The organism is Leifsonia sp. L25, from assembly GCF_050632895.1.
Map to the genome: position 1 here is coordinate 505,951 of NZ_JBODRZ010000004.1, position 13,540 is coordinate 519,490.

Annotated in this window: 10 protein-coding genes, 2 tRNA genes and 4 pseudogenes; 11 read left to right on the forward strand and 5 right to left on the reverse strand. The window is 66.3% G+C overall.

Annotated features, from left to right (window positions below; genetic code table 11):
- Positions 1-261: 261 nt before the first annotated feature.
- The 9 genes and pseudogenes from dnaN to ACRAWC_RS23655 all read left to right on the forward strand — a co-directional run bounded on the left by dnaN (position 262) and on the right by ACRAWC_RS23655 (position 9,332).
- Positions 262-1,407, forward strand: coding sequence for a DNA polymerase III subunit beta (gene dnaN, locus ACRAWC_RS23615; protein ID WP_431246137.1), 1,146 nt, complete (start codon positions 262-264; stop codon positions 1,405-1,407).
- A 33-nt stretch (positions 1,408-1,440) separates the two neighbouring features.
- On the forward strand, positions 1,441-2,328 hold the full coding sequence (gnd, locus tag ACRAWC_RS23620) for a phosphogluconate dehydrogenase (NAD(+)-dependent, decarboxylating) (protein WP_431219581.1): 888 nt from the start codon (positions 1,441-1,443) through the stop codon (positions 2,326-2,328).
- 7 nt (positions 2,329-2,335) lie between these two features.
- Positions 2,336-3,500 (forward strand): annotated as a pseudogene (gene recF, locus ACRAWC_RS23625) (DNA replication/repair protein RecF).
- Entirely contained in the window at positions 3,493-3,981 is a 489-nt protein-coding gene (locus tag ACRAWC_RS23630) for a DUF721 domain-containing protein (protein WP_431219583.1), read from the forward strand. Before recF ends, ACRAWC_RS23630 begins: the two are co-directional and overlap by 8 nt.
- 122 nt (positions 3,982-4,103) lie before the next feature.
- Positions 4,104-6,107, forward strand: coding sequence for a DNA topoisomerase (ATP-hydrolyzing) subunit B (gene gyrB / locus ACRAWC_RS23635; protein ID WP_431246139.1), 2,004 nt, complete (start codon positions 4,104-4,106; stop codon positions 6,105-6,107).
- Between the two features lie 43 nt (positions 6,108-6,150).
- Complete coding sequence (gene gyrA, locus ACRAWC_RS23640; RefSeq protein WP_431246140.1) at positions 6,151-8,700, forward strand: DNA gyrase subunit A; 2,550 nt, start codon at positions 6,151-6,153, stop codon at positions 8,698-8,700.
- Positions 8,690-9,103 carry a DUF3566 domain-containing protein gene (locus tag ACRAWC_RS23645; RefSeq protein WP_431219585.1) on the forward strand — a complete coding sequence of 138 codons (414 nt, stop codon included), beginning with the start codon at positions 8,690-8,692 and terminating at the stop codon, positions 9,101-9,103. Before gyrA ends, ACRAWC_RS23645 begins: the two co-directional genes overlap by 11 nt.
- A 50-nt stretch (positions 9,104-9,153) precedes the next feature.
- Positions 9,154-9,230 (forward strand) — tRNA-Ile (locus ACRAWC_RS23650).
- Between the two features lie 29 nt (positions 9,231-9,259).
- A tRNA-Ala gene (locus tag ACRAWC_RS23655) sits at positions 9,260-9,332 on the forward strand.
- Positions 9,333-9,479: 147 nt separating this feature from the next.
- On the opposite strand, the gene ACRAWC_RS23660 is transcribed toward ACRAWC_RS23655, so the two are convergent.
- The 3 genes and pseudogenes from ACRAWC_RS23660 to ACRAWC_RS23670 all read right to left on the reverse strand — a co-directional run.
- Entirely contained in the window at positions 9,480-10,316 is an 837-nt protein-coding gene (locus ACRAWC_RS23660; protein ID WP_431246141.1) for a hypothetical protein, read from the reverse strand.
- 44 nt (positions 10,317-10,360) lie between these two features.
- A complete protein-coding gene (locus ACRAWC_RS23665) occupies positions 10,361-10,903 on the reverse strand; it encodes an Lrp/AsnC family transcriptional regulator (RefSeq protein ID WP_431349812.1) in 543 nt (180 codons plus the stop codon).
- A pseudogene (locus tag ACRAWC_RS23670) lies at positions 10,857-10,967 on the reverse strand (AsnC family protein); the annotation flags it as partial. The pseudogene ACRAWC_RS23670 and the gene ACRAWC_RS23665, both read right to left, overlap by 47 nt.
- Positions 10,968-11,060: 93 nt before the next feature.
- Between ACRAWC_RS23670 and ACRAWC_RS23675 the strand changes: the two are divergent.
- Positions 11,061-11,501: a rhodanese-like domain-containing protein gene (locus ACRAWC_RS23675; protein ID WP_431246143.1), complete on the forward strand. Its 441-nt coding sequence runs from the start codon at positions 11,061-11,063 to the stop codon at positions 11,499-11,501.
- 7 nt (positions 11,502-11,508) lie between these two features.
- Here the strand turns inward: ACRAWC_RS23675 and ACRAWC_RS23680 are convergent.
- A pseudogene (locus tag ACRAWC_RS23680) lies at positions 11,509-12,368 on the reverse strand (Fpg/Nei family DNA glycosylase); the annotation flags it as partial.
- Positions 12,369-12,416: 48 nt separating this feature from the next.
- On the opposite strand from ACRAWC_RS23680, the pseudogene ACRAWC_RS23685 reads away from it, so the two are divergent.
- A pseudogene (locus ACRAWC_RS23685) lies at positions 12,417-12,843 on the forward strand (NUDIX hydrolase).
- Positions 12,844-12,903: 60 nt separating this feature from the next.
- On the opposite strand, the gene ACRAWC_RS23690 reads toward ACRAWC_RS23685, so the two are convergent.
- Positions 12,904-13,482, reverse strand: coding sequence for a hypothetical protein (locus ACRAWC_RS23690; RefSeq protein ID WP_431219591.1), 579 nt, complete (start codon positions 13,480-13,482; stop codon positions 12,904-12,906).
- Between the last annotated feature and the right edge of the window lie 58 nt (positions 13,483-13,540).

The window sequence follows — 13,540 nt, forward strand, 5'->3', positions numbered from 1 at the left end:
CGACGGCTTCCGCCCGGATCCTTGTGAACAACCGGAATCCTCAGGTCATCAACAAGTCACCGATGTGTAGTTCCCTGTGATCGACTGGCTTCAACAGAGTTATCCACATTCTCCACAGCGGTTAACACGATTACTTCTTAACTCTTACTCAGAGGGGGCGGACGACAACCTCAAGGGCCCAGGCCCTCTCCGCTTCCGCGTCGGAGGCCAGGCGCTAGGATTTGTGACGTTCGTTATCCGTGAACCGACAGAGGTGACTTCGTGAAGTTCCAAGCCAATCGGGATGTGTTCAGCGAGGCCGTCTCCTTCGCGGTGAAGCTCCTTCCGCAGCGGACGACCCTGCCCATCCTGAGCGGTGTGCTGATCGAGACCACGGAGAACGGACTCCAGCTCTCGTCATTCGACTACGAGGTCTCCGCGCAGACCGAGATCGCCGCCGAGGTGGAGGAGCCGGGACGCGTGCTCGTCTCCGGCCGGCTCCTGGCGGAGATCGCGTCCAAGCTCCCGAACGCGCCCGTGCGCTTCTCGACCGAGGAGTCGAAGATCGTCGTGCGGGCCGGGTCGGCCAACTTCACCCTCCTCTCCATGCCGGTGGAGGAATACCCGAGCATCCCGCAGGTGAGCGGTGAGGCAGGTCTGGTGCCGGCCGAGGAGTTCGCCGAAGCGGTCGCGCAGGTCGGCGTCGCCGCATCCCGCGATGATGTCACCCCGGTCATCACCGGTGTGCAGCTCGAGGTCGGCGACAACAGGCTCGGTCTCGTCGCCACCGACCGCTACCGGGTCGCCGTGCGCGAGATCGACTGGGACAACGGCACCACCTCGGGCGAGGCGGTCACCGCGCTCGTCCCCGCCCGCACCCTCACCGAGATCGGCAAGACGTTCGGCCACAGCGGCAACGTGTCCATCTCGATCACCAATCGCGACGACCGCGAGCTGATCGCGTTCACCGCGGACCGGAAGACCGTGACGTCGCTGCTGATCAAGGGCAACTTCCCGCCCGTGCGCCGGCTCTTCCCCGAGCAGGTCGACAACTACGCGGTCATCAACACCGCAGAGCTCATCGAGGCGACCCGCCGAGTCGCCCTCGTCCTGGAGCGCGAGGCCGCGCTCCGCTACACCTTCACCGCCGACGGGCTGACGCTGGAAGCGATCGGTTCCGAGCAGGCGCAGGCATCCGAGAGCATCGACGCTCTTCTCACTGGCCAGGAGACGGTGGTTTCATTGAAGCCGCAGTTCCTGCTCGATGGTCTCGGGGCGGTGCACTCGGAATTCGTGCGCATCTCGTTCACCAAGACCGAGAACCCCAACAAGCCGGGCCCTGTGCTCATCACGAGCCAGACGTCCAAGGATCAGGCCGGCGCAGACTCCTACAAGTATCTGCTCCAGCCGAACCTGCTCCTCCGCTAGGCCCGGCGCCAGCACAAGAAGAGAAGGACAATCATGCACATCGGCCTCATCGGTCTCGGACGCATGGGCAACAACATGCGTGCCCGTCTGGAGAAGAACGGCATCGACGTCACCGGCTACGACACCAACCCGGATGTCTCGGACGTCGCAACCGTGGCCGACCTCGTCGCCGCGCTGCCCGCGCCCCGCACCGTCTGGGTCATGGTTCCGGCCGGCGAGATCACCGACTCGGTCATCCGCGAGCTCGAGCCGCTGCTCGAGAAGGGCGACCTCGTGATCGACGGCGGCAACTCGAAGTTCACTGAGGACTTCGCGCACGCCGAACTGCTCGCTCCCCGCGGTGTGGACTTCATGGACGTCGGCGTCTCGGGCGGCATCTGGGGCCTCGAGAACGGCTACGGCCTGATGGTCGGCGGATCCGCCGCGCAGGTCGAGCGCGTCCTTCCCGTCTTCGACGCGCTGCGCCCGGAGGGTCCGCGCGACGAGGGCTTCGTGCACGTCGGCGAGGTCGGCGCGGGCCACTACGCCAAGATGGTGCACAACGGCATCGAGTACGCGCTGATGCAGGCGTACGCCGAGGGCTACGAGCTGCTCGACACCCGCAAGGACATCATCAAGGACGTCACTGGCACCTTCAAGGCGTGGCAGCGCGGCACGGTCGTGCGCTCCTGGCTGCTCGACCTGCTCGTCCGCGCGCTCGAGCAGGACCCGGAGTTCGAGCACATCGAGGGTTACGTGCAGGATTCGGGCGAGGGTCGCTGGACCGTCGAGGAGGCGCTCAACAACGCCGTCCCCGTGCCCACGATCAGTGCGTCGATCTTCGCGCGGTTCGTCTCGCGCCAGGAGGACTCGCCGGCGATGAAGGCCGTCGCCGCTCTGCGCAACCAGTTCGGCGGCCACGCCGTGAAGGCCGTGGACTGAAACCTTCTTGCGTGTCACACATCTCTCCCTGACCGACTTCCGCAATTACCGCACCGCGGAGGTGCCGTTCGCGGCCGGCGCGAATCTGTTCGTCGGCCGCAACGGCCAGGGAAGACCAACCTCGTCGAGTCGCTCGGCTACCTGAGCACCCTCGGGTCGCACCGGGTGTCGAGCGACCAGGCGATGATCCGCCAGGGTGCGGACGCCGCCATCGTGCGGGCCCGCATCCAGCACGATGGCCGTGAACTCCTGGTCGAGGTGCAGCTCAACCGGGGTTCGGCCAATCGCGCGCAGGTGAACCGGGCCGCGATCAAGCCGCGCGAGCTGCCGCGCTACTTCTCCAGCGTGCTGTTCGCGCCGGAGGATCTGGCGCTGGTCCGGGGTGAGCCGGGCATCCGCAGGAGGTTCCTCGACCAGCTGCTGATCCAGCGCAACCCGCGCTTCTCGGCCGTGATCGCCGACTACGAGCGCGTGCTGAAGCAGCGGAACACGTTGCTCAAGTCGGCCCGCGCCTCCCGGGTGCGCGAGGACCAGCTCGGCACGCTGGAGATCTGGGACGAGCGGCTCATCCAGCTGGGGTCGGAGCTGATGGATGCGCGGCTCGACCTGGTCGGCCGGTTGAGCGATCCGCTCGTCGCGGCCTACCGCTCGGTCGCCGGCGACGACCACCACCCCCGGCTGCTGCCGCAACTCACGGTGTTCGGCGCGCACGTGGACGATGACGACGACAGCGAGGCCGCCGACGTAACGGGGTCATCCGGTGTCGCGACGGCCGAAGCGTTCCGCCGTGCCCTGACGGCGGTGCGGCGCAAGGAGCTCGAGCGCGGCCTCACGCTCGTGGGCCCGCATCGCGATGACGTGCTCTTCGAACTGAACGGCCTTCCGGCCAAGGGGTACGCCAGCCACGGGGAATCCTGGTCGTTCGCCCTCGCTCTCAAGCTGGCGTCGGCCGAGCTGCTGCGGCGGAGTCGACCACCGGGGATCCCGTCCTCATCCTCGACGACGTCTTCGCCGAGCTCGATCAGGCCCGGCGCCGGATGCTCGCAACCGCCGTAGCGGGTTACGAGCAGGTGCTCATCACAGCCGCGGTCTATGACGACGTCCCCGAAGGGCTCACCGCGCACACCGTCCGGATCGAGGCGGGAACCATCGTGGAGGCGCCGGGTGCCTGAGCACCAGAGCGAGGCATCCGCCGTCTACCTGCGGCTCAAGTCGCTGTTCACGGGCACCCCGGCCCGCGGCAAGCGTGCCGGGCGGCGCGAGCAGGGCGAATCCCTGAGCCGGCCGTTCGGCGCCGGCCGAGACCCCCACGGCGTCGGCGACGTGGTGGATGCGCTGGCCGCGCAGCTGGGCTGGACCTCCGCCCTGGCGCAGTCCGACCTCCTCGAAGGCTGGCGTGAGCTGGCCGGAGAGGAGACAGCCAAGCACGCGGTCCCGGATCAGATCACGGACGGCGTGCTGGTGGTGCGCTGCGAGTCCACCGCGTGGGCGACGCAGCTGCGGATGATGCGCTCCGAACTGCTCGCGCGCATCGCCGAGCGGTTCCCTTCCGCCGACATCCAGTCGATCCGTTTTCAAGGGCCGGACGCCCCCTCCTGGAAAAGAGGCCCCAGGTCGATTCCAGGGCGTGGCCCGCGCGATACCTACGGCTGAGGGCACAAAAGAGGTAGCCGCGCAGCAGAAAATGCGTCAGACGGCCGTTCTCGGGCATTTCACCCCCGGATCTTGGTAGAATGGAGGGTCACTGTTGAGTGCGGTCAGGAGCCTAATTTCATATGACGATGGAACCGAACAGGGCCGGGACAGATCACGAGTACGGCGCCAATGAGATCCAGGTTCTCGAGGGTCTCGAAGCCGTCCGCAAGCGACCCGGAATGTACATCGGTTCGACCGGTCCCCGTGGCCTCCACCACCTGGTCTACGAGATCGTCGACAACTCCGTCGACGAGGCGCTCGCCGGTCACGCGGACAACATCGAGGTGACCATCCTGGCTGACGGCGCTGTGCGCGTCGATGACAACGGCCGTGGCATCCCGGTCGACGAGCACCCGGTCGAGAAGAAGTCGACCGTCGAGGTCGTGCTGACCATCCTGCACGCCGGAGGCAAGTTCGGCGGCGGCGGATACGCGGTCTCCGGCGGTCTGCACGGCGTCGGCAGCTCCGTGGTGAACGCGCTGTCCACGCGCCTCGACGTCGAGGTTCACCGGCAGGGCTTCGCCTGGCGGCAGAGCTACCGCAACGGTGTGCCGCAGGCGCCGCTCGAGCAGGGCGAGGCGTCCGACCGGACGGGAACGATCATCACGTTCTGGCCGAGCCCCGACACGTTCGAGACCGTCGAGTTCGACTATGAGACGCTGCGGACCCGCTTCCAGCAGATGGCCTTCCTCAACAAGGGCCTGCGCATCGCGCTGACCGACGAGCGACCGCCGGCGATCGAGCCCGTGGAGGGCGAGGTCGATGAGGAGGAGTTCACCCACCGCAGCGACGTGTTCCTGTACGAGCGCGGCCTGATGGACTACGTGCAGTACCTCAACTCCGCCAAGAAGGCGGAGGTCGTGAACGACGAGATCATCTCGTTCGAGTCCGAGGACACCGAGCGCAAGATCGCGCTCGAGGTCGCGATGCAGTGGACCACGAGCTACAACGAGAGCGTGTTCACCTACGCGAACACAATCAACACCCACGAGGGCGGCACGCACGAGGAGGGATTCCGCGCTGCGCTGACCACGCTGGTCAACAAGTACGCGCGTGAGAAGGGCATCCTCAAGGACAAGGACGACAACCTCTCCGGCGACGATGTGCGCGAGGGTCTGACCGCGGTCATCTCGGTGAAGCTCTCCGAGCCGCAGTTCGAGGGCCAGACCAAGACCAAGCTGGGCAACACCGAGGCGAAGGCCTTCGTGCAGAAGGTGGTCGGCGATCAGCTCGGCGACTGGTTCGACCGCAACCCGAACCAGGCCAAGGAGATCATCCGCAAGGCGCTGCAGGCGGCGACCGCACGGATCGCGGCGCGCAAGGCTCGCGAGACCGCACGCCGCAAGGGGCTCCTCGAGAGCGGCGGCATGCCGGGCAAGCTCAAGGACTGCCAGTCGAAGGACCCGACGGTGTCGGAGATCTTCATCGTCGAGGGCGACTCGGCCGGCGGCTCCGCCGTGCAGGGCCGCAACCCGGAGACGCAGGCCATCCTGCCGCTCCGCGGCAAGATCCTGAACGTCGAGAAGGCCCGCCTCGACCGCGCGCTCGGCAACAACGAGGTGCAGGCGATGATCACGGCGTTCGGCGCCGGAATCGGCGAGGACTTCGACCCGGCGAAGGCCCGCTACCACAAGATCGTGCTCATGGCCGACGCGGATGTGGACGGCCAGCACATCACGACACTGCTGCTGACCCTGCTGTTCCGCTACATGCGCCCGATGATCGAGCTCGGCTACGTGTACCTCGCGCAGCCGCCGCTCTACCGGCTCAAGTGGTCGAACGCCGAGCACGAGTACGTGTACTCCGACCGGGAGCGCGACGCCTTCCTGGCCGACGGGCTCGCGGCCGGCAAGCGCATCCCGAAGGACAACGGCGTGCAGCGCTACAAGGGTCTCGGCGAGATGGACTACCAGGAGCTCTGGGAGACCACGATGAACCCGGAGACCCGGACCCTGCTGCAGGTGACGCTCGACGACGCGGCCGCCGCGGACGAGATCTTCGCCACCCTGATGGGCGAGGACGTCGAGTCGCGCCGCTCCTTCATCCAGAAGAACGCCAAGGACGTGCGGTTCCTCGACATCTGACGCTCAAGCGACGGATGCGAGGGACTGACAGGAAGAGAAGACTGTGACGGACGAAGAGAACGTGTCGGGCGACGGAGCCGGCTTCGGCATCCACGGCAGGATCGACCAGGTCGACCTGCAGTCGGAGATGCAGCGGTCGTACCTCGACTACGCCATGTCGGTCATCATCGGGCGTGCGCTGCCCGAGGTGCGCGACGGCCTGAAGCCGGTGCACCGCCGCGTGATCTACGCGATGTTCGACGGCGGCTACCGCCCCGACAAGGCCTTCTCGAAGTGCGCCCGCGTCGTCGGCGACGTGATGGGTCAGTTCCACCCCCACGGTGACACCGCCATCTATGACGCGCTCGTCCGTCTCGTGCAGCCGTGGAGCCTCCGCTACCCGCTCGCCCTCGGCCAGGGCAACTTCGGTTCTCCCGGCAACGACGGCGCCGCGGCCCCGCGATACACCGAGACCAAGATGGCCCCGCTCGCGCTCGAGATGGTGCGCGACATCGACGAGGAGACCGTCGACTTCGTCGACAACTACGACGGCCGCACGCAGGAGCCCGCCGTTCTGCCCAGCCGCTTCCCGAACCTGCTGGTCAACGGCTCGGTCGGCATCGCGGTCGGCATGGCGACGAACATCCCGCCGCACAACCTCCGCGAGGTCGCCGCCGGCGCGCTCTGGCACCTGGAGCACCCGGACGCCCCGCGCGAGGAGCTGCTCGAGGAGCTGATCAAGCGCATCAAGGGACCGGACTTCCCGACCGGCGCGCAGATCCTCGGTACCAAGGGCATCCATGATGCGTACCGCACCGGGCGCGGTTCGATCACCATGCGCGCGGTCGTGAACATCGAGGAGATCCAGGGCCGGGTCTGCCTCGTCGTCACCGAACTGCCGTACCAGGTGAACCCCGACAACCTGGCGATCAAGATCGCGGACCTCGTCAAGGAGGGCCGGATCGGCGGCATCGCGGACATCCGCGACGAGACCTCCGGCCGCACCGGTCAGCGCCTTGTGATCGTCCTGAAGCGGGACGCCGTCGCCAAGGTCGTGCTGAACAACCTGTACAAGCACACGCAGCTGCAGGAGAACTTCGGCGCGAACATGCTCGCGATCGTCGACAATGTGCCTCGCACCCTGTCGCTCGACGGCTTCATCACCGCGTGGGTCGACCACCAGATCGACGTCATCGTGCGGCGCACCCGCTTCCGTCTCCGCAAGGCGGAGGAGCGCGCGCACATCCTGCGCGGCTACCTCAAGGCGCTGGATGCGCTCGACGAGGTCATCGCGCTCATCCGCCGGTCGCCCACGGTCGACGACGCACGCGAGGGCCTGAAGGGGTTGCTCGAGGTCGACGAGGTGCAGGCGGACGCCATCCTCGCGATGCAGCTGCGCCGCCTGGCCGCGCTCGAGCGTCAGAAGATCATCGAAGAGGCGGAGGCCATCGAGAAGCAGATCGCGGAGTATCACGCGATCCTCGAGAACCCGGCCCGGCAGCGCTCGATCGTCAGCGAGGAGCTGACCGAGATCGTGGACCGGTTCGGCGACGACCGCCGCACCGAGATCATGTTCGGCTACGACGGCGACATGAGCATGGAGGACCTCATCCCCGAAGAGGAGATGGTGGTCACCGTGACGCGCGGCGGGTACATCAAGCGCACACGCAGCGACAACTACCGCAGCCAGCACCGCGGGGGTAAGGGCGTCAAGGGCGCTCAGCTCCGCGGTGAGGATGTGGTGGACCACTTCTTCGTGACGACGACGCACCACTGGCTGCTCTTCTTCACGAACCAGGGCCGCGTCTATCGCGCGAAGACCTACGAGGTGCAGGAGGCCGGCCGCGACGCCAAGGGTCAGCACGTCGCCAACCTGCTCGCCCTGCAGCCGGATGAGCAGATCGCCGAGATCCTCGACATCCGCGACTACGAGACCGCGAAGTACCTGGTGCTCGCCACGCGCGACGGACTGATCAAGAAGACCGCGCTCTCGGAGTACGACACCAACCGCACGGGCGGCATCATCGCGATCAAGCTGCGCGAGGGCGACGAGCTGGTCTCCGCCCTGCTGGTCGAGGAGGACTCCGACCTGCTGCTTGTCTCGCGCAAGGGCATGTCGATCCGCTTCACCGCATCCGATGAGGCGCTGCGGCCGATGGGCCGCTCCACCTCCGGCGTCATCGGAATGCACTTCCGCGGTGACGACCGGCTGCTCGACGCCTCCGTCGTCTCCGACGAGGGATATGTGTTCGTGGTCACCGAGGGCGGATATGCGAAGCGCACAGCCGCAGACCAGTACCGCCTGCAGAATCGCGGCGGTCTGGGCATCAAGGTGGCCAAGCTGCACGACGACCGCGGCGACCTGGTGGGTGCGCTGATCGTGGGCGAGGACGACGAGGTCCTTGTGGTTCTTGCCAGCGGCAAGGTGGTACGCTCTGCCGTGGCCGAGGTACCTGCCAAGGGCCGTGACACCATGGGTGTCGTCTTTGCACGTTTCGCCGAGTCCGACAAGATCATCGCACTGGCGAAGAACACCGAACGCGATCTCGAATCCACCACTCTCGCGGAGGATGCCGAGTCGGTCGGGAAGGATGAAACCGTAGATGAGCAGTAGCGTCGCCGACAAGCTCGCCAAGAAGTCGTCCCGTCGACCCGCATCCTCGAAGCAGGTGCGGCTGAAGCTGGTCTACATCGACTTCTGGTCGACCGTGAAGCTGTCGTTCCTCGCAGGCGTCTGCCTGGCGATCATCGCGATCGTCGGCACCTTCCTGGTCTGGACCGTGCTCGACCGCACCGGCATCTTCGATCAGGTGAACAGCCTGTTCAAGGACATCTCGGGCGCCGGCGGGAGCGACCTCCGCTCGATCCTGGGCCTCGGTCAGGTGATGGGCTTCTCGCTCATCGTGGCCATCCTGGACATCGTCGTGGTGACCGCGCTCGGCGCCGTCTTCGCCCTGCTGTACAACCTCTCGGTGAAGATCACGGGCGGTTTGCTGGTCGGCTTCACCAACAACTGACCGATTTCGCAGTGCCTGGGCAGATCGGGTAGTCTCGTATCTGCCCATTCGGGGATATAGCTCAGGCGGTTAGAGCGCTTCGCTGATAACGAAGAGGTCCGAGGTTCAAGTCCTCGTATCCCCACCACTGTGTTCTCAGCAACACAGACTCCGATCGGGGCCTTAGCTCAGTTGGTAGAGCGCCTGCTTTGCAAGCAGGATGTCAGGAGTTCGAATCTCCTAGGCTCCACACTCATTCACTCTCCCGAAGCTGGTCACGGCCGCGCGAGGAGCGCCGACAGAATCTGGGCTGACGCGCCGACGACCGCGATGACGATTGCGACGATAGACGCTTCGGATAGCCTGTGTGGGGACCTGCTTCGTCGGTGTTTGTGGTTCATAGCGTGGTGATCCGGAGGTCAAGTTCAAGGTCAGTCCCCTCAAGAAGCAGCGGGTGATAGTACGAGCTAGTTGGTTGCACCGGCAGGCGTTCCAATCTAGGTGAGAACGCTCTCGACGTGATCTGGTCGATAATCATCTCGACGTTGTCGAACGCGTCGTCCCGAATCGAAACTTCAACGCTGAAGCGATGGAGCGAACTCCAGCAGTCAATCCACTTCGGTTCCAGCAACTGGAGCAATCCAGATCGGCGGATAAACGCACTTGCGACCGGTCCAGCCTTGCGGTCGCCCCAACCAGTGTTCATTTCTTCAGGAGTAAGCCCTGAGTCGCTGTCAACTGTTTGGCCGAATCCGCTTCGAATCCACTCCTCTCGTGCATTGATGAAGGCTCGTGTATCGATGCCTTGAAATGTCACGCGCGCATGCTCGCCAGGGACGTGAAAGTGAACTGCACCCTGGCGGTGATCAACGATATGGCGCAGCCCTCGCACGCCGTTTTCCATCGCATCGGACCCACGCTCCCACGTAGGAAGAAGTGAGAAGTTCAGCTTGGAAGTATCTGACGAAGGGTCAAGCTGAACGATTAGCGAGTTGGGAAGGGGCACTATGCGGTTGATGACGAAGAAGTCGTGGGCCGACGTCAGATTACGAGGCTCGTGGATGTATCCCATTCGGGAAAAGATCTCGCCTTCGAGCCGTATCTGACTTTCAGACGCCCTGTCCACTATTGGGCTACGCGAAGAGATGCCTGAAATGTATCTCTGGGCGCTGGCATAGGGCTCCAGAACTGCCCACTGACGCAGACGAATGCGGCGTGACTTGGCGTTTGACATGACTGCTCCCCTCAGTCGCCGACCCGACGAGGAAGAACGAGTCTTCAAACCGAATAATCACAGGCAGCGGAACCGGGTTCCTTTCGCTCACGAGAACATTCGGTCGGGAATATTCGAGCGGGGGAGCTTAGCGCCCGTGCCCATACTTCCACATCTCTGAATTCCAGCCCAAAGGGTCTGTCCTCTATATCTGGGGCGGCACGATGGGCCGCGTCAGGGAACGGACTCGAGTACGAGACGCTCGTCGTCACGCTGCCGAGCGTTCCGACCCGGCCGCTGACCTGCTCCAGGTGCCGCATGGATGTGGCGACCACCTTCAGGATGAAGCAGTCGTCCCCGGTCACGTGGTGCGCCTCCACCACCTCCGGGATGTCGGCGAGCAGGTCGTGCAACGGCTTGTACTGGCTGCTCGGGTAGCGGAGGCGCAGGAAGGCGAGGATCCCGTACCCGAGGCGGTCCAGGATCGACGACGGCGCGGTATCCCGCGATGACGCCCGCCTCCTCCAGCCGGCGGATGCGTTCGGCCACAGCACTGTTCGACATGTGGACCGTGCGGGCGAGTTCGGCGACGGACTGGCGGCCGTCACGCTGCAACTCCGCCAGCAGGGCGCGGTCGACACTGTCGGCGACGAATGGGAAAGTCACGGCCATGCGGCGATTCTGCCACGCGATCGACGGTGCGATGCGCCGAACGCCGTGGATCGTCCGTTCACTCGGGCAGCCGGATTTCCTAGTCTCGAAGGCATGACGAACCCTTCGGAAGCCACCCGCCACTTCGCCGCCAAGCTGCGATTCGAGACCGACCCCTCGGACGTCAAGGCGGCCAGGGATGCCGGGGAGCGCATGGTGCTCGTCGACAGCCGCGGAGAGACGGCGTGGCGCCAGGGGCGCATCGAGGGTGCGATCCATCTGCCGACGGCCGACATCGGGGAGCGGTCCGCTGAGCTGATCCCGGCGGGCACGCCGGTCGTGGTCTACTGCTGGGGTCCGGGCTGCAACGGTTCCACGCGCGCCGCGCTGGCGTTCAGCCTGCTGGGCTACGAGGTTCGTGAGATGATCGGCGGCTTCGAGTACTGGGCCCGTGAGGGTCTGCCGGTCGTCGACGATCAATGCCCGATCGTGCGGGAGCCGGACGAGCTGACCGCTCCGGTGGGAGTGGGGGCCGGCATCGACTGCGACTGCTGACCGCTACTTCCAGGAGGCGGGACAGCACGCGGTCGGCGAGCGGCTTGCCGCCGGTCTGGCAGGTCGGGCAGTACTGGAACGTCGAGTCGTGGAAGATGACCTGGCGGATGGTGTCCCCGCAGACCGGGCATGGTTCGCCCGTCCGGCCGTGCACCCGCAGGTTCGACTTCTTCTCGCTCTTGAGTTCGGAGGCGGCGAGTCCGTCGGCGCGGGCGAGCGCCTGGCGCAGTGTCGACTGCATCGCGTCGTACAGTCGGGAGACGTCTTCCGGAGCCATGTTCGCCGGCTTGTACGGCGACATCTTGGCGACGTGGAGGATCTCGTCGGAGTAGGCGTTGCCGATGCCGGCGATCAGTGACTGGTTGCGCAGGACGCCCTTGATCTGGGCGCGGCCTTGAGCCTTCAGGATGTCGGCGAAAGCCTCCTCGGTGAAGGCGGCATCGAGGGGGTCGGGACCGAGGCGCTGGATGCCGGGAACGTCGGAAGGATCGTGCACCACGTAGACCGCGAGGCTCTTCTTCGTGCCCGCCTCCGTGATGTCGAGGCCGGAACCGTCATCGAGCACGAGGCGCGCGGCCAGCGGGCCCTTGCCCAGCCGGCCGGTGGGCGGTGGCGGGGGGTGCCGCGCCAGCGGATCCATCCCGCACGCGCCAGGTGCACCACGATGTGGAGGTCGCCCGCCGCGATGTCGAGGAACTTGCCGTGGCGGCTCACGCCGCCGATGGTGAGGCCGTGCAGCGCATCCACCGGCGGGTCGAACGTCTTGAGCGCCGAGAAGGCGACGATGCTCAGCCGGTCGATGACACGACCCTTCAGCCGGCCATCGAGGTCGGCGGCGAGGGCGGTGACTTCCGGCAGTTCGGGCATCACCCCTAGTCTGCCCCCGACCGCCGACATCGGCAGTAGGGTGAGGCGGTGGATATCAGAGTCGCCGCGTACGGTCTCATCATCGACGCCGACCGCATCCTGCTCGCGCACTGGAACGAGAGCGGCCACTCCGGGTGGACGCTTCCCGGCGGCGGCATCGATCCGGGCGAGGACCCGGCCGACGCGGTCGTGCGCGAGATCGCCGAGGAGACGGGTTAGTGCCGCCGAGGCCGGAGCGCTGCTCGGCATCGACTCGAAGGTGATCCCGGCGGAGCATCGGTTCGTGAGCGACGCCGGTCCGCTGCATGCGCTCCGGATCGTGTACCGGGCGACCGTGACCGGCGGGTCGCTCGCGAACGAGCTCGACGGCACCACGGACGAAGCGGCATGGTTCCCGCTTTCGAGCATGCCGAACCGTCGCGTCGAACTCGTCGACATCGCGCTGACGATGGCCGGTCTGCGCGCCCCGGACTAGACCCGCGTCGTCACGTGACGCTCACCGGCCGCAATGCGGCCAGCGCGCGGAAGCGAGAGGTCAGGCCTGCTGCGCCGGGTCCGTCGCCGGCGTGGTCGGCGTGGTGGGCTCCTCGTCGGCGACCCACAGCTCGTCGTCCGCGCGGAAGGTCTGCCACACCGCATAGAGCAGGCCGACCGCGGCGATGAGGCCGAGCCCGATGGCGATGACGCTGCCCGCACCGGGGCCGGACTTCTTCTGAACGACCTTCGCCTTCTTGGTGAACTCCTGGCCGGCCCGCTTGAAGTCGCCGGCGAACGCGGCAGCGCGTGCGGCGCGAGCGTGGTCGACCATCGACAGCGCGGTGCCGACCGCCGTGCCGACGGCGGGGATGACATCCGCCACGACGCGCTCGCGCGCCTGCCCCGCGTAACGGCTGGCCGTGGCCTTCGCCGTGTCGGTGGCCGGACGCACGTACTGGTCGTAGCCGCCACGGACGCGGGGCACGACCTCCTCGCGCGTGTAGTAGCCCGCCTGCTTGCGTGCCTCGGCAGCGAGAGCGTTGGCCTTGGCCAGCACCTCCTGCTGCTGACCCCACAGGTCCTCCGCTCCGCTGCGCAGTCGCTTGAGCTCCTTCTTGCGCTTCCGTGTCAGGCTCATCTGTTCCTCCGTCGAAGTCGGGGTGGCGACTGACTCCATCTTGCCACCGAAAGGGCTG